The following is a 16982-nucleotide window of genomic DNA, read 5'->3' on the forward strand; positions in this document are numbered from 1 at the left end:
GGGTCCCGGTGCAGCAGTCGGACGAAATCCGCCCCGACCGGCGGTCCCTCGGCGCGATCAGGCCGGGCGGAGGGTGTCGTCAGCCCAGCAGGTCGAGCAGGGCCGACTCCAGGGCGGTCTGGCGGGCGGTGGCGGATCGGAACCGTCGGGAGGCGACCTCGCCGATGGTGGTGCCAGCGGCGTGGAGGTCGATGATCCGGGGGTCGATGTAGGACTTGCGGGCCACGGCCGGGGTGTTGCCGAGGTAGGCGGCCACCTCGAGCACCGCCTGTCGGACGGCTCTGGCCCGCGCGGCCGCGGTGTCGACCGGCTCGTCGGTGGTCGCCAGCACCTCGGCGGCGATCACCCCGGCGTGCCAGGTGCGGAAGTCCTTGGCGGTGAAGTCGCCGTCGAACAGGTCGTGCAGGTAGGCATTCACGTCGGAGCTCGTGAGGTCACGCCAGGCTCCACGCCGCTGTTCGGCGACCGGCCCGCGGTGAGCCAGCAATCTCGTGCTTCCTCGTCGGGAGCGCATCCGGTCGAGCGACTCGATCGCGGGCGGATCGTCCACCTCGACGCGGTGGGCGATGCCCGACTTGCCCGTGAAGGTGAAGACCAGGGCGCCTGCCCGACGGCGCACGTGCCGGTGTTCCAGGGTGGTCAACCCGAACGATCCGTGGGCATCGGTGTAGGCGTCGTTGCCGATCCGGAAGTAACCGACGTCGAGCAACCGGACCGCGGTCGCGCAGGCCCGCTCGAGAGGCATGCCCGCTAGCTCGAGGTCGCGGGACACCTGGCGCCGCACCCGTGGCAGCAGCGCCGCCGCGGAGGTCACCCGGTCGAACTTGCTGCGGTCGCGGCGCTCCCGCCACTGCGGGTGGTACAGGTACTGCCGGCGGCCGGCGTCGTCTGTGCCCACCGCCTGCAGGTGGCCGTTCTCCACGGGGCAGATCCACAGGTCGGTCCACGCGGGTGGGATGGCGAGCGCCTTGAGGCGCTCGACCTGGTCTGCTGGGAGGGCATTGCCGTCGTCGTCCACATAGCGGAAGCCCCGCCCCGAACGCTGCCGGGTCCAGCCCTGCATCCTCACCGACACCCGTCTCAGGCGAGGCACGGGCGGCCCGATCCGATCGGGTTCCTCTGGGGTTCCATGACATCACTGTGGCCCACCCCCGCCTTCGGCGGCTGCCAAGCGACGACAGCGGCGGCGAAAACCACCCCTCCGGGTGGGCGAGCAGGGGCCTCGGAAATGTCGGTGGCCCGCCGTAGCCTGACTTCATGAGTGCGGACGACACAATCGAGGGCAGCCACCGGGACGCCGCGACGGAGGTCCCTGGCGCCGTCGTGGGGGACAAGGGCCGACCCGCCGCGGCCCGGATGCGTACCTTCACCCAGATCCTGGTGAACACCGCCGTTGCCGGTGTCACCACCAGCTACCTGTGGTTCTCTCTGACCTTCTGGATCTACCTCGAGACCCGCAACGTGATCGCCACGGGCGTGGTCGGTGGCGCCTACATGTTGTTGATGGCGTCCACCAGCATCAGCTTCGGTACGGTCGTCGACCGGCACCTCAAGGTGCGGGTGATGCGGTTCTCGGCCCTGGTCACCCTGGCGTGTTTCGGGGCCGGCCTGGTGGTCTTCCTGCTCGTCCCCGAAGACAGCATCACGGCCCTGGGCCAGCCGTGGTTCTGGTTGTTCGCCGTGATCATCCTGGTCGGGGCGGTGATCGAGAACCTCCGCAACATCGCCCTGTCGACCACGGTGTCGATCCTGGTCGAACCCGATCGGCGGGCCAACGCCAACGGGGCCGTCGGAACGGTGCAGGGAGTGGCCTTCATGGTCACGAGCGTCTTGTCCGGGCTGTCGATCGGCTATCTCGGCATGCGATGGACGTTGGTGATCGCCGTGCTGCTGGTGGCTGCTGCGCTCGCCCACCTGTTCACGCTGTCGATACCCGAAGAGGCACGTCCGTCGGCGACCTCGTCCACCCCCGGGGGCACCGCCTCCGGCATGGAGCGGGCCTTCGACCTGCGCGGGTCGATGGCGGCGGTCCGGTTGGTGCCGGGTCTGTTCGCCCTGATCCTGTTCTCCACCATGAACAACCTGATCGGTGGGGTCTACATGGCGCTGATGGATCCCTACGGTTTGGAGATGTTCTCCGTCCAGGCGTGGGGGTTGGTGTTCGCCGTCACCGCGACCGGCTTCATCATCGGCGGTGGGCTGGTCGCCAGGTTCGGTCTCGGCCGCAATCCGATGCGGACCCTGCTGCTGGCCGTGATGGCCATGGGCCTGCTCGGTGCGATGTTCACCGTGCGCGAGTGGGCCTGGCTCTACATCGCGGGCATCTGGCTCTATTTGACGCTGGTACCCGCGGTCGAGGCGGCCGAGCAGACCGTCATCCAGCGGGTCGTACCTCTGGAGCGACAGGGACGCGTGTTCGGGTTCGCCGGGGCGTTCGAGGCCAGTGCCGCCCCCATCACCGCTTTCCTGATCGCCCCCGTGGCCCAATTCTGGATTCTTCCCTGGTCGAGGACTTCGGCCGGTGCGGACGCGCTGGCACCGCTGCTGGGGCGAGGCGATGCGCGCGGGATCGCCCTGGTCTTCCTGGTGGCTGGGCTGCTGATGGTCGTGTTCGCCGGCCTCGCCTTCTTGTCCCCGGTGTACCGCAAGGTGTCGCAGACCTATCGGACGATCGCGGCCACCGAGCCGCAGGTCGGCTGAGTGGGTCGTCCGCCCCGCGTTTCCGCGCCCGGGAAGCAGGCGTCAGAGTCCGGGGGAGTCGTGCATCATGCCACCGTCGACCGTCACCGTCTCCGCCGTCATGTAGCTGGCACCGTCGCTGGCGAGGAAGAGCACGACATCGGCGATCTCGGCGGGGCTGGCGACCCTTTCCAGGGGGATGGCCTCCTCCAGGGCCTCGGCCAGCTCCGGGCTGTCGAGGGTCTCGGCGTTCATGGGCGTCCGGACGGCGCCGGGCGCCACGTTGACCATTCGGATGCCGTGCGGGGCCAGTTCGACCGCCCCATTGCGGGCCAGCATCCGCAGCCCGCCCTTGGCGCAGCAGTAGATGGCGTTGCCTGGCATTGGCCAGTCCTCGTGAACCGAGGAGTTGTTGATGATGACGCCGCGAGAGCGTTGCTTGAGGAACTGCTTGGCCGCCGCCTGGGCGCCGAAGAAGGCGCCCTTCAGGTTCACGGCCAGTTCCAGGTCGTAGTGCTCCTCGGTCGCCTCCAGCAGTGAGCTGCGGGTCTCGACCCCCGCGTTGTTCACCCAGACGTGCAGCCGTCCGAAGTTCTCGACGGCGGCGTCCACCAATCTGGCGAGGTCGTCCAGCTTGGTGACGTCGGCCTCCACGGCCACCGCCTTGCCGCCGGCCTTCTCGATGTCGCGGACGAGGCCGGCGTTGGGGGAATCGTCGCCCAGGTAGTCGATCACGACGTTGCAGCCCTGCGCGCCGGCGGCGCGGCAGATGGCCGCACCGATTCCGGTGTTGCCACCGGTCACCACCACGGTGCGGTCCTTCAGGCTGGGATAGATGTTGGGGGTGCGGCTCGGTGCCATCTCATGCTCCTGGGTCGGGGGTGGGTGTGGTCGGGGTGGGCGTGGACGAGGTGGGAGGCGTCGTGTCCTGGTGACCGGGGCGCGGGCTGGCGGCCCGACTCTCGTTGTGTTGCACCTGGTGGGTGGCGCGCTCGATCACCAGGTGTGCCACCATCGCGGTCCAGCCGGTCTGGTGACTGGCGCCGAGTCCCTCCCCGGTGTCGGCGTCGAAGTACTCCGAGAAGGTCGGGTGGGTGTCCCACAGCGGCCCGCTGCCGTGGTCGCGGGGGGTGCTGACGACGCGTCCGTCGTCGTCGGGCGCCCAGAGGGCGACCAGTCGGTCAGAGAGTTGGTCGGCAATCTCGGCCAAGGTCAGCTGGTGCCCCGACCCGGTGGGGAACTCGTGGGTCAGGTGCCCGCCGACCCCGTCGCCGCGGTGGCGGAGCGAGTCGATCAGCAGGCAGTTGAGGGGGAACCAGATGGGCCCACGCCAGTTCGAGTTGCCGCCGAACATGCCGGAGTCGGACTCACCCGGCAGGTACTTCAGGAACATGTCCTGGTCGACCAGCCGCACGTGCAAGCCGTCACGATAGGCGGCCGACAGCGACCTGATGCCGTGCTCGGAGAGGAACTCCTCGGGGTCGAACAGGCGTCGCAGCACCCGGCCGAGGCGGGGTGGGTCAACCAGCGACATCGTCTGCAGGTGCCCCTCGTCCGCCTTCTCGGTGAGAATCCAGCGGGCGAGGTCGGGACGATTCTCGGCCAGCCAGCGCCGGCGTCGGCTGAACTCCGGCAGTTCATCGGCCACCCACGACTGGGTGTTGGCGACCGCCAGCAGGGGCACGAGCCCCACCAGCGAGCGCACCGGCACCCGCTCGGTCTGGCCGTCCTCGCTGACGAGGGCGTCGTAGAAGAAGCCGTCCTCGTCGTCCCACAGCGACACCTGGCCGGTGCCGAACCGCTCCATCGCCTGACTGATCGACAGGAAGCGTTCGAAGAAGGTGGTGGCGATCTCGTCCCACGCGGGGCTCTTGCGGGCGAGTTCCTGGCTGATGCGCATCATCACCAGGGTGTGGAAGGCGATCCAGCTGGTGGCGTCGGACTGCTCCAGGCGCCACCCGTCGGGCACCTGGGTCGAGCGGTCGAACAGTGAGATGTTGTCCATGCCGAGGAAGCCACCCTCGAACAGGTTGTTGCCCGCTTCGTCCTTGCGGTTGACCCACCAGCCGGAGTTGAGCAGCAGTTTGGTGATCACGCGCACCAGGAACTCGGTGTCCCAGGCGCCCTCGGCGAGGTAGACCTGCAGGGCGGCCCAGGCATGCACCGGCGGGTTGACGTCGGAGAAGCGCCACTCGTAGGCGGGCAGTTGTCCGTTGGGGTGCTGGGCCCATTCACGGCACATCAGCAACAGCTGGTTCTTGGCGAAGGCGGGGTCGATGTGGGCGAAGGCGACGCAGTGGAAGGCAAGGTCCCAGGCCGCGAACCACGGGTACTCCCAGTCGTCTGGCATCGAGATCACGTCGGCCAGATCGAGGTTCGTCCAGTCCGTGTTGCGGCCCCAGGGTTCCTGGGCGCGACGCGACGGCGGGGGAGCGGGCTGGGCCGGGTCGCCCTGCAGCCATTCGCGCACCGAGTAGCGGTAGACCTGTTTGTTCCAGCACAGGCCGGCGAAGGCGCGGCGGGTGAGGGCGCGCTCGCGGTCACTGACCTCGGCGGGGATCACGGCCGCGTAGAACTCGTCGGCCTCACGACGGCGGTCGGCGAGGGTCTGGTCGAACGTGGCGCCGAAGGGGTCGGTGAGTTCGTGGCTGTGATGGGTGAGACGCACCCGCACCTCGATGGTCTCGCCGGGAGCGACGGCGTCGGTGTGGAACCAAAAGGCAACCTTGGTGCCGCTGCTGCCGTCGGCGGACGGAGCCCGACACGCGTCGGTCTGGCCGTGGACGATGGCCCGGTTGACCGAGTCCTTGGGGTGTGGGCTCGGGTTGGGCTGCCCCCACAACGCCTGCGCGTTGGACTCGTTGTCGCACCACAGCACCGTCGGCGCCCCCAGCCGTTCGGGGTGGTCAACGGCGAGGCGGTACTCGCCGAGCCAGGCGTGGCGGCTGACCACCTCGGTGTGGTCGGCATGGTCGTCGCCGACGGTGATCGACGGCACCCGATCGTCGCGTCCCCAGGCCCATGTGTTGCGGAACCAGTACTGCGGAATCAGGTGCAGCGGGGCGGGTTCGGGGCCGTGGTTGGTGGCGCGCACCACCATGCACAGGTCGGTGGGGTGAGCCTTGGCGTGCGTGACGGTGACGTCAAAGAAGCGGTCCTGGGCGAGGATGCCGGTGTCGCGCAGTTCGTACTCGCGATCGGTGGCCCCACGTTGCGCGTTGGCCTCGACGAGGTCGGTGTAGGGGTAGGCCGCTTGCGGGTAGCGGTAGAGGAACTCGCCGAACGCGTGGGTGGGCAGCGCATCGAGCGGCCAGTAGTACTCCTTGACGTCTTCGCCGTGGTTGCCCTGCGGGTTGGTGAGCCCGAAGGGGCGCTCCTTCAGTCGGTCGTCGCGACCATTCCAGAGCGCGACGGCCAGATTGGCGAAGCCGAACCGGTCGCAGACCCCGGCGATGGCGTCCTCGCCCCACCGGTAGGCCCGCAGGTGGGCCTGGTCGAAGTCGAAGTGTTCCCAAGCGTTGCCATCGGCCGAGTAGTCCTCGCGCACCGTGCCCCACTGCCGGGCCGCCATGTAGGGGCCCCAGCGGCGCCAGGCAGAGTCGTCGTCCACCGAAGAGGCGAGGCGGTGGTGTTCGGCTGTGGTGTCCGTCACAGGTCGCACCCTAGTCAGGAAGGGTGACGTCGGTGACGGGTTGGGCGCGTTCCCACGGCTCGACGTCGCCGGGCACGACCCGGAAGAGCGGGTGGACGTCGACCCGGCGGGGCAGTGGCCCCACGTCGGGGGAGCGGACGAGCAGTTTGGCCTGCAGGTGGTCGCGTTCGAGCGCCACCTGACCCTCGGTGGGTGTAGCCCCGGGTGCGCCCGGCCAGCACGGCCTGGGCCAGCAGCGCCTCGCGCCAGCAGGCGACCAGACCGGCCCGATCGAGGTGACGGGGGTGCAGGGACCACACACGCATGGGTCAGGGGTTCCGAGGTTCGATCATGATGATCGCCACGTTACGGCCGCTCGCCAGCGGCGCTGCAGCACACTGGTGAGCGCCACAGCGAGGAGGTCACGATGGCGCACCCGGCCCGATACACCGCGGACGATCCCTACCTGGTTCGGCTCCGCGAGATCTGCCTGAGCCTGCCCGGAGCGAGCGAGAAGGAGTCGCACGGTCGTCCGGTGTTCTGCACCACGAAGGTGTTCGCCATCTTCGGGGCCACGGTCAAGGGCGACCACTGGGACGACCGCTGGGCCCAGGCGGTGGTCGTGCTGCCCGATGCGGACGAGCGCGCGGCACTGCTGGCCCAGAGCGAGCAGGCGGGCGACGGGCGGGTCTTCGTGCCCGCCTACCACGGGCCATCGGGATGGATCGGGCTCAACCTTGCACAGCGACCCGCCGACCAGGTCGACTGGCGCGAGGTGGCCGAACTGGTGGAACTGTCGTACCGACGGACGGCGGGCACGCGGCTGGTGGCGGAACTCGACCGCCAGGCTGGACAAGATAAGTAAGTTATATAAGAATGTGATGTATGAGTCATGAGGTCGCGGACGAGGTGCTGCGGCTGACCGCCCGGTTGAACCGGTGGGTGAGCGCGCGCACCGATGTCGGCGTGCCCACCGCGCAGGCCCGACTGCTCGGTCACATCGATGACCTGCAGCCGGTGCGGATCACCACCTTGGCCCTCGCCGACCACAGCTCGCAGCCGGGAGTGACCGCCCAGGTCAACCGCCTGGAGTCGGCCGGACTGGTGCGCCGCATCCCGGACGAGTCCGACGCCCGCGCCAGCCTCGTGGAACTCACCGAGCACGGCCGCGCGGCGCTGACCAAGGCCCGGGGCGTGCGCGCCGCCGGACTGGCCCCGCTGCTCGACCAGCTCGACGCGGCCGACCTCGATCGGCTCCGTGCCGGAGTGGCCGTGCTCAGCGGGCTGGTCGACCGGCTCGACCCTCACCCTGACCAGACCACACCCTGACAAGGACTGATCTCTTGTTCCGCCAACCCAAGACCGTCTGGGCCGTTGCCTTCGCCTGCGTCATCGCCTTCATGGGCATCGGCCTGGTCGACCCGATTCTCAAGCCCATCGCGGACGAACTGAACGCGACCCCGTCGCAGGTCTCGCTGCTGTTCACCTCGTACAACGCCGTCATGGCCGTCGCGATGCTCGTCGCCGGCTGGGTGTCCAGCCGGATCGGCGCCAAGAAGACGCTCCTGATAGGGCTGTGCATCATCATCATCGGCGCCGGGGCCGCCGGCCTGCAGAACGCCATCCCCGGCATCGTCGCCTTCCGCGCCGTCTGGGGCCTGGGCAACGCCTTGTTCATCGCGACCGCCCTCACCACCATCGTGACCGCGGCCAAGGGCTCGGTCGGGCAGGCGATCGTGCTCTACGAGGCCGCTCTGGGGCTGGGCATCGCTGCCGGGCCGCTGCTCGGTGGTGCTCTGGGCGCCCTGTCGTGGCGGTTCCCGTTCTTCGGGGTGAGCGTGCTGATGACCGTGGGGTTGATCGCCACCGCACTGGTGCTGCCGGCGACCGAGCCGACCGGCGAGCGCACGTCGATCAAGGCGCCCATCAAGGCGCTGGGTCACCGAGGTCTGCTCACGGTGGGCATCACCGCGTTCCTCTACAACTTCGGCTTCTTCACCCTGCTGGCGTTCACCCCCTTCCCCCTCGACATGGATGCCCACGGTGTCGGCCTCGTCTTCTTCGGGTGGGGCCTGTTGCTCGCCCTGTCATCGGTGTTGGTGGCGCCCTGGGTGCAGCGGACGTTCGGCACGACCGCCGGCCTCGTCGGCGCGCTGGTCACGTTCATGGTGCTGCTGGCCATCATGGGCATCTACACGGAGGCGAAGACGGTGCTGGTGGTGTGCGTGGTGCTCGCGGGCGGCGCGCTCGGGGTGAACAACACGCTGATCACCGAGACCGTCATGAAGATCTCGCCCGCCCCTCGCGGCGTCGCCTCGTCGGCCTACAGCTTCGTCCGGTTCATCGGTGGCGCCATCGCCCCGTGGCTGGCCGGCAAGCTCGGGGAGCGCTCGATGCACGTGCCGTTCTACGTCGGCGCCGGTGCCGTGCTGCTCGCCGTGATCGTGCTCTCGACCATTCGCGGTGACCTGCGGCGTCTCGATGCCACCCCCGGCCACGGCGCCGAGCCGGTCGATTCGCAGATCGAGGCCGAGGCCGTCACGGTCGGCGACGCCTGAAGTCGGCAGTGGCGCCGGTGGTGAGACGGACGAACTCGTCGCGCAGGCGCCCGGTGGCCGCGGGGGACAGGTAGGCGGCGAAGGCGGGGTACTGGAAGGCCAGCACCAGCAGTTGCCGGGCCGTGATGGCTCGGTCGAGGTCGTCCGCGGCCAGCGGGCCTCGGCCGTGGCGTTCGCGGGCCGATGCGTACCAGCGCACGATCAGGTCGCGACCCGGAAGGGCGGCCAGCCCGGGATCGGCGGTGGCTCGGGTCAGCAGGAAGGCGAGGTCGTCGGTGCCCCTGGCCCAGCCGGCGGACTGCCAGTCGATCAGCAGCGGTCGTCCCGCGAGAGCGTCGGTGGTGTCGAGCACCACGTTGTCGAGGTGGCAGTCACCGTGAGTGAACTCCACCGGGCCCGCGGAAGCGTCGTCGGCGAGCACGTGGCGATGGTCCGTCACCCACGCGAGCGCCGCCCCGGACTCGTCGTCGTCCCACAGCTCACGCAACAGCGCCAGGTCGGCCACGGGGTCGAGACCCGGCCAGGGTTCTGAGTGCCAGCGCGGGCGGTCGGGCGGTGTCGAGGCGTGCAGCGAGGCCAGATCGTCGAGCAGGTGACGCCAATGAGCGTCGCTCAGGGTGGCGCGTTCGAGGCGGGGGAGCACGATGGTCGTCCACCCCTGCGTGACCTCGTGGAACAACACCGGCGGACGAGGAACCGTGAGCCCCGGCTCGAGCAACGCCGCCAGCTCACGGTCGGCGCGGGCGGTGGCCTCGTCCGAGTCGTGCAGGGTGGTCTTGACCACCACGGGTCGATCGCCGAGGTGGCCCGGTAGCACCGCCGACCCCGAGCGGGACCCCGCCAGTGGGGGAGCGTCGTCGAGGGTGATGCCGGCGGGCGGGCGAGGCTGGTCGGTCATGGCACCAGTCTGTCAGGGGGCCCTGGCACATCGGCCGAAATGTGTTCGAAAATAGTGCCTGAACAGGGCTCGATTTCTCGTCTGACCTCTGGGAATTGTCGGCTTCGAATCGTACAATGGATGCATGACGACGACTTTGGTGGACGAGCTCGCGGGAGAGCTGTCATTGGTGTGCGTCGTGCACCATTCCACCGATGAGGCACTCGACACCCTGACCCACATTCGCACACTGAAGCGGCAGGCGGCGCTGGCCGAATTCCAGGCGGCGGCCGAGTATGCGGAACTGTCCGGGCGTGAGCTGATGGTCGACGACGATGGACGACCTCGACATGGAGCCATGCACGGTGAGCGGCTGGTGCGAATCGCGGGGGAGGGGAGCCCGCTGGTCGCGGAGTTCGCCGCCCTCGAGGTGGGCGCCGCCATGCGCATGTCGAAGGAGTCGGCCTTCCATCTGATGCGCCATGCCCTGGCCGTGAAGCATCGCCTTCCCGGGGTCTGGTTCCTGGTCAAGAGTCTTCGGCTCGAGGTGTGGCAGGCCCGTGACATCGCCGACGTCACCGAGGGGTTGACGGCCGATCAGGCCGAGTGGGTCGACGCGCGGCTGGCTCCCACCGCTACGGGCATGAGTCACCGCAGACTGTTGCGGCATGCTCGCGCTCTGGTGGCGAAGGCGGTACCGGACGAGGCGACTCGTGACCGGGATGCAGCGCGCCGAGGGCGGCGGGTGCGGGTCGACGCCACCACCAACGGGGCCACGGCCTTCGTCCTGGCGACCCTCGATGCGGTCGACGCGAAGCACCTCGACGCGCGCCTCAGCCAGCTGGCAGCCATCCTGAAGACCTGTGGTGACGGCGACGACCTCGACGTGCGCCGATCCAAGGCACTGGGCCTGCTGGCATCGCCCGCGAGAGCTCTGCAACTGCTGCAGGCGAGCGCCGCGGCGGAGGCGCCGGCGCTCGTCGACGATGGGGCGCTCGACGTGGAGTGCCCCGCTCGTGGGCAGCGTGGGCACACGTGCGGCACCATCACCGTCGATCCCGAACTGCTGTTGCCGCGGGCCGAACTGGTCGTTCACCTGAGCGACCACACGCTGGAACTGGGGGAGTCGGTCGAACAGAACCTGATGCGGGCCCGCGATCTCGGCCCGCAATTGGTGGGCTGGGCGCGCGATCTGCTCGGGCATCAGCGGGTGACGCTTCGTCCGGTACTGCAGGTCGACGCGCTGATGCCGTCGGACGCCTACGAGGTGCCCGAGCGCATGCGCGAGGCGATCACGATGCGCAACCCGGTGAGTGTGTTCCCCTTCTCGACCCGTCGGGCCAGTAGGTGCGACCTCGACCACACCGTTCCCTATCGGCCACCAGACGATCAGGTGCTCGAGACCGAGGACTGGCTCGATCGCAGGCAACAGAATCTGCACCAGACTCGAACGGACAATCTGGGGCCGCTGGATCGGAAGGCCCATCGCGCCAAGACCTTCGCCGACTGGCAGGTGTCGCAACCGGTGCCCGGCTGTTTCCTGTGGACCTCACCGAAGAAGTACCGCTACCTGGTCACGCCCTCGGGCACGATCAGCCTGGGTCGGACTGGTGGTGGCAGGGCAGGGGAGGGATTGCCGTGACCGAGATCGTGATGTCGCGCGTCTACGACGAGCCGACCCCGGACGACGGCCTGCGCTGGCTGGTCGACCGGCTGTGGCCGAGGGGCATGAGCAAGGAGCGCGCCGCCCTCGACACCTGGCACAAGGACCTCGCACCGTCCGACGACCTGCGTCGGTGGTTCCACGCCGACCTCGAGGGACGATGGCCCGAGTTCACCCGTCGCTACCTGGCCGAGCTGGACGCCAACCCGGCCGCGGACGAGGCGCTGACCGCCCTCGCTGGGCAGCCGAGACTCACGCTGCTCACGGCGGCGCGCAACCTCGATCGCAGTGAGGTGCCCGTGCTGCGCGACTGGTTGATCAGCCGTTCGGCCAGCGCGTAGGGCTGGGCTGTCGGGGGTCCTCCGGCTCGTCCGAGTGGTCGGTCCAGCGGTCCTTGGGGCGGTAGCCCAGCTCGAGCATGGTGTTGGTGAGGCCCCAGCGGCGGTTCGGGTTGTCGCTGATGGCGTAGTAGAGGCCGAAGGTGACGTCGGCCTCGATCGCGCACCGCACCACCTGCTCGGTGTCGTCCTCGCTCAGCCACATGGCGCGCAGCAGGTCGGGGTCGCCGGGGTTGGTGCGGGGGCTGCTCCAGCCGATGCGCAGGGCGATGAAGTCGAGGCCGTGCTCGTCGTGGTAGAACCGGCCGAGCGCCTCACCGAAGATCTTCGAGACCCCGTACAGCGAGTCGCCCCGGGGGAGCGTCGTCTCGTGCACGGGCCACTCACCGAGTCGGTCGTACATGCCCATTGCGTGGTTGGACGACGCGAACACGAACCGGCGCACGCCCGCCTCGCGACTCGCCTCCAGCGCGTTGCGCAGGCCGATGATGTTGGCCTGCAGCACGTCGTCCCAACTGGAATCCGGCGCGGCCGACCCGGCCATGTGCACCACGGTGTCGACGCCCTCCATGAGGGCCAGGGTGTCGTCGTAGTCGGTGAGGTCGGCCAGGCGCAGGTCGTCGGGACTGTCGTCGCGGCGGTGCCGGCCCTGCAGAACCAGGTCGTAGTCGTCGCGCAGGCGCTCGGCGAGCAGGCGACCGATGCCGCCGGTGGCTCCGGTGATCAGGACGCGTCGAGGGGTCGGGGTGCTGGTCATGTCGCCCATCATGGCCGATCCGGGGTCGCCGGACGGGAGGTCGGTCTCACGGGGCTGGTCACACGGGAGTCAGGGGAAGGAGTGGCTCCGGAGGCAGGGTCACCTCGATCGGGTCACCCGTCGCCACGATGCCCCCGCGGGAGACGATGCCCATCACGCCCGCCAGCCGGACGACCTCGCCGTCGTCCGTGGTGGTGAGCACCTGCTTCAGCAGCCCGGGCTGGAAGTCGTTGATCTGGTTGCAGGGGTTCCGCAGGCCGGTCACGGTGATCACGGCCTCGCCGATCGTGAGCCTCGTCCCCACCGGCAGGCCGAGCAGGTCGAGACCCTGAGTCGTGATGTTCTCCCCGAGGTCACCGGGACGAACCTCGTGCCCGACCAGCGCGAGCTGGTCGAAGAGTTCTTGGTGCATCAGGTGCACCTGGCGAAGGTTGGGCGTGGACGGGTTCTTCGCGACCCGGGACCGGTGCTTGACCGAGACACCGGCGTGCGCGTCGCCCTCGACCCCGATGCCCTCGACCAGGGTGACCTGCTCGAGGGTCTGCTTGCTGAAGGAGTGGGACGGGCTGCGGTGCACGGCCCTGACCGTGGGTGGTGCGACTGTGTCTGTCCCGGCGGTGTCGGTCATGTCGTCCATCATGGCCGACGGAGACGCCGCAGCACGGCCAGCAGGATGAGCAGGCACGCCGCCCCGTAGGTGCCCATGATGGCCACCGGCACCGCCGCACCGTGCCAGCCGCGGAAGGCCTGCAGCGCGATCAGGGAGTCGGAGACCATGAACAGGATTCCGCCCAGGGTGGCCAGCCGGTGCACGCCCGTGGCGAGGACGGCCATCAGCGTGAGCACGAGTCCGTAGACGAGGATCGGCACCCGCAGTGCCCCGGCCCCGGACCAGACGGCGGCCATCAACACCACGTAGGCCACGACGTAGGCCGCCAGCGAGGGGAGTGCGCCGGGGCGTCCGAGCAGGCTGGCTCGTCGCAGCGGCCAGAACGCCCAGCAGAACGCGAGGTGTCCGCACAGGAACGCGCCCACCATCACCAGGAAAGCGAGGTCGTCTGGGACGAACCCCGGCAGCAGGTCACCGAGCCACGACAACAGCAGCCCCGCGAGGGTGCCGCGGCGCAGGCGGGGCAGGGGGGCGTCCGGGGTGGTGGGGGAGAGTAGGAGGGCCACGACGAGGCAGGGGATCATCAGGTTCTGGCTCCACTCCGAGACGAGGTGGGCGCCGGCGGCGAGTGAGATGAGGTTGGTCAGCGTGGCGAGGACGAAGGCCACGATGGCGATGCGGGCCCCGGTCATGCGCTCATGCCTCAGCCACCGATGCGGCAACGCTGCGCCGCATGACCGTGTTCTTCAACCCCTTGGCGCGGATGAACTCGAACCCCGCCTGCTCGTACATGGCACGGGTGCCGTTGTAGACGAAGGAGTTGTTCATGCGCTTCTCGCCGACCTCGTGGGGGTATCCCTCGACGATGCCGCCACCCTGCTGGGCGATCAGGTCGAGGGCGCCGTCGAGCGCGATCCGCGCGAAGCCCTGTCGGCGGTGCGCCTTGTCGACGAAGATGCAGGTCACGCGGTAGTCGGGCAGCAGGTCCGCCTCGGCGAGGTACTGCTTGCTGTGGTGCAGGTTCGGCAGCTCCGCGGGTGGGCCGAACTCGGCCCAGGCGACGGCCTCGTCTGCGATCATCACGAGGGCGGCGTGGGCTCGTCCGGCCTCGACGAGCGACTTCTTGTAGGCCCGACTGCCCTCGTAACCCGGTGCGCGATCCTCGCAGGACGGGTGGAAATAGGTGCACCAGCAGCCCCCGAAGATGCCGTTGTGACGCTCGACCATGGCCTCGAACGCTGGCCACGTGTCGGGCGTCAGCGGCCGGATGACGTGTGAGGTGGACTCCATGGGGGTGATGCTAGGCAGCGCGGAGTTGATCAGGCAGTTCTCGCCCGAAACATTCGCGCGCGGTTTGGACGACTGGGCCTGGGTGCTCGGGGACCAGGACCTGACGCCCGTGGCCGCGTCGATCTTCGGCGACGTCTTCCTGCAGGGGGCCGACGGCGTGTGGTTCCTGGACACGCTCGAGGCCACCCTCACGCGGCAGTGGCCCAATATGGCGACCTTGCAGGAGGTGCTGAACACCGCCGAGGGGCAGGACCAGTTCCTGCTCGGAGGGCTCGCCATGGCGGCCCAGCGGGGCGGGCTGGTGCCCGGCCCGGTACAGGTGCTCACCTTCGCCGTGCACCCGCAGATCGGGGGAGCGTTGACACCGGAGAAGGTCGAGGTCATGGACTACGTGGTCGCCTCGTCGATCACCGGGCAGCTGCTGCGTCAGGTGTCCCAGATGGCCCCTGGCACGACGATCTCGGGGTTCACGGTCGCTGAGGACGAGGGATGACGCTTCGGCTCGAGGCGGTCACCTTAGACGTGGACGACGTCGCTCCGATGTCGGCCTTCTGGGCAGACCTGCTGGGGCGTGAGGTGGTGCACGACGCCGGGGGAGAGCTGTTGCCTGGCGACGGCACCCAGGTGGGACTGCGGTTCGTCACAGAGCCCGGCGCTCAGATCGGACGACCTCAACTCCACCTGCATCTGACCAGCGCCGATGCCGATCAGCAGCAAAACACCGTGTCTCGAGTGCTCGCACTCGGTGGTCGTCATCGCGACGTCGGACAGTCGCCGGACGAACCCTTCGTGGTCATGGCTGATCCGGCAGGCAATGAGCTCTGCGTGATCGAGGCCGGCAACCGCTGGCTTGCCGGAACGGGCTTCCTCGGCGAGGTCACGTGCAACGGGGGACCGGAGGTCGGGCGATTCTGGAGCGCCGTGCTGGGCTGGCCGCTGGTGCTGGACGCCGAGGGGCAGACCGCGATCCAGTTGCCCGCGGGCGGCACGACGCTGTCGTGGGACGCCTGGGACGAGTCACCGGCGGACGAGCCGGCGACGCGGAGTCGCCAACGCTTCCGGTTGTTGTCGGACGCGCCGGCCGCCGATCTGGACCGACTGACCTCCTTGGGTGCGCGGCTGATCGAACGCGGCAGTGACACGACGGAGTGGGTTGCCCCGGGCGGGCTGGTGTTCCACTGCCAGCTGACAGGGGAGACGTGGACTAGCCTCGCCGGGGTGATCACCTATGTTTTGGGCGCACCAGGAGCTGGCAAGAGCACGGTGGTGCCGAGGCTGCGCGAGCTGCTGTCCGGTCGGGTGGTCCTCGATTGGGACGCCCTGATGGCTCCCGCGGGTGCACTTGCTGGCGCGCCCATCCCACAGACGCCGTCGACTTGGGATGCGTACGGACGGCTCGTCCGCGCCGTGGTCGACCTGGTGGCACCCGCCGAGGTCGTGTTGTTGGGCGTCTGCACCCCGGAAGAACTCGCGGACTGGCCCCACGGACGCTGGGTGCTGCTCGACTGCGACGACGAGGTACGACGCGAACGCCTGGTGGCGCGCCGCGAACCTTACGACATCGAGGAGGTGCTCGTCGACGCGGCCAGCTATCGCCAGCTTGGTCTGCCGGTCATTGACTCGACACACCTCACGACGGACGAGGTCGCCGCCGCCTTGGCGTCGTTCGTCCGCAGCAAGCTCTGACCAACGAGGCAGGTGCCCGATCCCATGAGAGACGGATAGGCTGAACAGAGTTGTGGCCATGTTTTGCGGTACAGCAACACGGCAAGTTGTTCGTGAGATCTGGCCAATCCAGAGCGGCTCCGAACAGCGCCGTCACCAAGGTGCGTGGGGTGGGGCCTACGCCGAGCAGGTCGACCAGCACGCGCCGTCGGTTATTCGTCCAGGCGGGATCGGGGTCGGGCACGATCACGTCGAGGCCCCCGTCGGCGACCAGCTGCAGCCACCTGATCCGAGACCAGACCGCCGCCCGGTACCAGCGGTCGTAGACCCGGTCCGACGCCTCGGACGCCTGCTCCCAGCCGTCGGTCGCCGGAGCCCATGCTGGCGGCTGCTCGTCCGCCGCCCGGGCCGTGAAGGTCAGGTCCCAGGGCGCGAACATCCAGCCCAGCTCGGCCTCGACTCCATCGGTGGTGACTCTGGTGTGTTCCGGCGCGCCGGCCCGGGCCCATCCGTCGCGGGGCATGACCATCACGTGCCCGACCACGGCGCCACCGTGCAGCACCACCAGGTGAAGGTTCGAACCGGTGGCAGGGTCGAGGGCGGACGCCAGCTCGAACGGCGAGCTCGGCGACCAGCCCAGCCGCTGCTGCACCCGGGGATCGCTCTCGAACGCCCACATGGCGGCCAGGTCGACCGGCTCGTAGGGGCGCACCTGAAGCCTCTCCGTGACGATCGGCCAGTGCCCCATCTGCCCGACGATGGTCGTCACTGCTGCGACGGGCAGCGATGATCCGGCACATGTGAACAGAGGCCTCCGGGCCTTGGCCGGTCGGGCACAACGGGCGGCGATCGCCCCCCCCCCCCCCCCCTGGCGAACGCCCCCCCCCCCCCCCCAAAAAACCCCCCCCCCCCCA

The 16982-nt window shown here is 69.2% G+C and carries 18 protein-coding genes and 1 pseudogene; 8 read left to right on the plus strand and 11 right to left on the minus strand.

Going from position 1 to position 16982, the window contains the following annotated elements; all coding sequences use genetic code 11:
* Positions 1–79 precede the first annotated feature (79 nt).
* A complete protein-coding gene (locus ACSDQ9_RS01215; protein WP_435142770.1) occupies positions 80–1063 on the minus strand; it encodes a DNA topoisomerase IB in 984 nt (327 codons plus the stop codon).
* A 194-nt stretch (positions 1064–1257) separates the two neighbouring features.
* On the opposite strand from ACSDQ9_RS01215, the gene ACSDQ9_RS01220 reads away from it, so the two are divergent.
* A complete protein-coding gene (locus tag ACSDQ9_RS01220; RefSeq protein WP_435142730.1) occupies positions 1258–2700 on the plus strand; it encodes an MFS transporter in 1443 nt (480 codons plus the stop codon).
* Positions 2701–2742: 42 nt separating this feature from the next.
* Here ACSDQ9_RS01220 and ACSDQ9_RS01225 read toward each other — a convergent pair whose 3' ends face one another.
* The 4 genes and pseudogenes from ACSDQ9_RS01225 to ACSDQ9_RS01240 all read right to left on the minus strand — a co-directional run.
* A complete protein-coding gene (locus tag ACSDQ9_RS01225; protein ID WP_435142731.1) occupies positions 2743–3540 on the minus strand; it encodes an SDR family NAD(P)-dependent oxidoreductase in 798 nt (265 codons plus the stop codon).
* Between the two features lies 1 nt (position 3541).
* Positions 3542–6331: an MGH1-like glycoside hydrolase domain-containing protein gene (locus tag ACSDQ9_RS01230; RefSeq protein ID WP_435142732.1), complete on the minus strand. Its 2790-nt coding sequence runs from the start codon at positions 6329–6331 to the stop codon at positions 3542–3544.
* A gap of 10 nt (positions 6332–6341) precedes the next feature.
* The gene (locus ACSDQ9_RS01235; RefSeq protein ID WP_435142772.1) at positions 6342–6509 is read right to left on the minus strand and encodes a pyrimidine dimer DNA glycosylase; all 168 of its coding nucleotides are present in this window, start codon (positions 6507–6509) and stop codon (positions 6342–6344) included.
* 64 nt (positions 6510–6573) lie between these two features.
* A pseudogene (locus tag ACSDQ9_RS01240) lies at positions 6574–6636 on the minus strand (pyrimidine dimer DNA glycosylase/endonuclease V); the annotation flags it as partial.
* A 101-nt stretch (positions 6637–6737) separates the two neighbouring features.
* Between ACSDQ9_RS01240 and ACSDQ9_RS01245 the strand changes: the two are divergent.
* The 3 genes from ACSDQ9_RS01245 to ACSDQ9_RS01255 are packed head-to-tail and all read left to right on the plus strand — an operon-like array spanning position 6738 to position 8868.
* The gene (locus tag ACSDQ9_RS01245; protein WP_435142734.1) at positions 6738–7175 is read left to right on the plus strand and encodes an MmcQ/YjbR family DNA-binding protein; all 438 of its coding nucleotides are present in this window, start codon (positions 6738–6740) and stop codon (positions 7173–7175) included.
* A 20-nt stretch (positions 7176–7195) separates the two neighbouring features.
* Positions 7196–7639, plus strand: a complete 444-nt coding sequence (locus tag ACSDQ9_RS01250) for a MarR family winged helix-turn-helix transcriptional regulator (protein ID WP_435142736.1) — start codon at positions 7196–7198, stop codon at positions 7637–7639.
* Between the two features lie 14 nt (positions 7640–7653).
* On the plus strand, positions 7654–8868 hold the full coding sequence (locus ACSDQ9_RS01255) for an MFS transporter (RefSeq protein WP_435142737.1): 1215 nt from the start codon (positions 7654–7656) through the stop codon (positions 8866–8868).
* Here ACSDQ9_RS01255 and ACSDQ9_RS01260 read toward each other — a convergent pair.
* Positions 8849–9766 carry an aminoglycoside phosphotransferase family protein gene (locus tag ACSDQ9_RS01260; RefSeq protein WP_435142738.1) on the minus strand — a complete coding sequence of 306 codons (918 nt, stop codon included), beginning with the start codon at positions 9764–9766 and terminating at the stop codon, positions 8849–8851. The two genes, ACSDQ9_RS01255 and ACSDQ9_RS01260, sit on opposite strands and share 20 nt — an antisense overlap.
* 124 nt (positions 9767–9890) lie before the next feature.
* On the opposite strand from ACSDQ9_RS01260, the gene ACSDQ9_RS01265 reads away from it, so the two are divergent.
* Complete coding sequence (locus ACSDQ9_RS01265; protein WP_435142739.1) at positions 9891–11387, plus strand: DUF222 domain-containing protein; 1497 nt, start codon at positions 9891–9893, stop codon at positions 11385–11387.
* Positions 11384–11749, plus strand: a complete 366-nt coding sequence (locus ACSDQ9_RS01270) for a DUF488 domain-containing protein (RefSeq protein WP_435142741.1) — start codon at positions 11384–11386, stop codon at positions 11747–11749. Before ACSDQ9_RS01265 ends, ACSDQ9_RS01270 begins: the two co-directional genes overlap by 4 nt.
* Here ACSDQ9_RS01270 and ACSDQ9_RS01275 read toward each other — a convergent pair.
* From ACSDQ9_RS01275 to ACSDQ9_RS01290, 4 genes are read right to left on the minus strand one after another with little or no spacing between them, the layout of a single operon-like run.
* Positions 11727–12503: an NAD-dependent epimerase/dehydratase family protein gene (locus ACSDQ9_RS01275; RefSeq protein ID WP_435142743.1), complete on the minus strand. Its 777-nt coding sequence runs from the start codon at positions 12501–12503 to the stop codon at positions 11727–11729. The genes ACSDQ9_RS01270 and ACSDQ9_RS01275 overlap by 23 nt on opposite strands.
* A gap of 58 nt (positions 12504–12561) precedes the next feature.
* On the minus strand, positions 12562–13131 hold the full coding sequence (locus tag ACSDQ9_RS01280) for an MOSC domain-containing protein (RefSeq protein WP_435142745.1): 570 nt from the start codon (positions 13129–13131) through the stop codon (positions 12562–12564).
* A gap of 8 nt (positions 13132–13139) precedes the next feature.
* Complete coding sequence (locus ACSDQ9_RS01285; protein WP_435142747.1) at positions 13140–13805, minus strand: lysoplasmalogenase family protein; 666 nt, start codon at positions 13803–13805, stop codon at positions 13140–13142.
* 4 nt (positions 13806–13809) lie between these two features.
* Positions 13810–14403: a GNAT family N-acetyltransferase gene (locus tag ACSDQ9_RS01290; RefSeq protein WP_435142749.1), complete on the minus strand. Its 594-nt coding sequence runs from the start codon at positions 14401–14403 to the stop codon at positions 13810–13812.
* Here ACSDQ9_RS01290 and ACSDQ9_RS01295 point away from each other — a divergent pair.
* Positions 14402–14896: a hypothetical protein gene (locus tag ACSDQ9_RS01295; protein WP_435142751.1), complete on the plus strand. Its 495-nt coding sequence runs from the start codon at positions 14402–14404 to the stop codon at positions 14894–14896. The genes ACSDQ9_RS01290 and ACSDQ9_RS01295 overlap by 2 nt on opposite strands.
* The gene (locus ACSDQ9_RS01300; RefSeq protein ID WP_435142752.1) at positions 14893–16089 is read left to right on the plus strand and encodes a VOC family protein; all 1197 of its coding nucleotides are present in this window, start codon (positions 14893–14895) and stop codon (positions 16087–16089) included. The genes ACSDQ9_RS01295 and ACSDQ9_RS01300 overlap by 4 nt, the downstream gene beginning before the upstream one ends.
* Here the strand turns inward: ACSDQ9_RS01300 and ACSDQ9_RS01305 are convergent.
* Positions 16034–16837: a GNAT family N-acetyltransferase gene (locus ACSDQ9_RS01305; protein ID WP_435142753.1), complete on the minus strand. Its 804-nt coding sequence runs from the start codon at positions 16835–16837 to the stop codon at positions 16034–16036. The two genes, ACSDQ9_RS01300 and ACSDQ9_RS01305, sit on opposite strands and share 56 nt — an antisense overlap.
* Positions 16838–16982: the final 145 nt, after the last annotated feature.

Source organism: Aestuariimicrobium soli (assembly GCF_051192575.1).
Classification (GTDB): domain Bacteria; phylum Actinomycetota; class Actinomycetes; order Propionibacteriales; family Propionibacteriaceae; genus Aestuariimicrobium; species Aestuariimicrobium soli.

Coding starts and splice junctions, on each gene's coding strand:
- ACSDQ9_RS01215 (WP_435142770.1), bottom strand. CDS start 1,063: ATGCAGGGCTGGACCCGGCAGCGTTCGGGGCGGGGCTTCCGCTATGTG.
- ACSDQ9_RS01220 (WP_435142730.1), top strand. CDS start 1,258: ATGAGTGCGGACGACACAATCGAGGGCAGCCACCGGGACGCCGCGACG.
- ACSDQ9_RS01225 (WP_435142731.1), bottom strand. CDS start 3,540: ATGGCACCGAGCCGCACCCCCAACATCTATCCCAGCCTGAAGGACCGC.
- ACSDQ9_RS01245 (WP_435142734.1), top strand. CDS start 6,738: ATGGCGCACCCGGCCCGATACACCGCGGACGATCCCTACCTGGTTCGG.
- ACSDQ9_RS01250 (WP_435142736.1), top strand. CDS start 7,196: ATGAGTCATGAGGTCGCGGACGAGGTGCTGCGGCTGACCGCCCGGTTG.
- ACSDQ9_RS01260 (WP_435142738.1), bottom strand. CDS start 9,766: ATGACCGACCAGCCTCGCCCGCCCGCCGGCATCACCCTCGACGACGCT.
- ACSDQ9_RS01265 (WP_435142739.1), top strand. CDS start 9,891: ATGACGACGACTTTGGTGGACGAGCTCGCGGGAGAGCTGTCATTGGTG.
- ACSDQ9_RS01275 (WP_435142743.1), bottom strand. CDS start 12,503: ATGACCAGCACCCCGACCCCTCGACGCGTCCTGATCACCGGAGCCACC.
- ACSDQ9_RS01280 (WP_435142745.1), bottom strand. CDS start 13,131: ATGACCGACACCGCCGGGACAGACACAGTCGCACCACCCACGGTCAGG.
- ACSDQ9_RS01285 (WP_435142747.1), bottom strand. CDS start 13,805: ATGACCGGGGCCCGCATCGCCATCGTGGCCTTCGTCCTCGCCACGCTG.
- ACSDQ9_RS01295 (WP_435142751.1), top strand. CDS start 14,402: ATGGGGGTGATGCTAGGCAGCGCGGAGTTGATCAGGCAGTTCTCGCCC.
- ACSDQ9_RS01290 (WP_435142749.1), bottom strand. CDS start 14,403: ATGGAGTCCACCTCACACGTCATCCGGCCGCTGACGCCCGACACGTGG.
- ACSDQ9_RS01300 (WP_435142752.1), top strand. CDS start 14,893: ATGACGCTTCGGCTCGAGGCGGTCACCTTAGACGTGGACGACGTCGCT.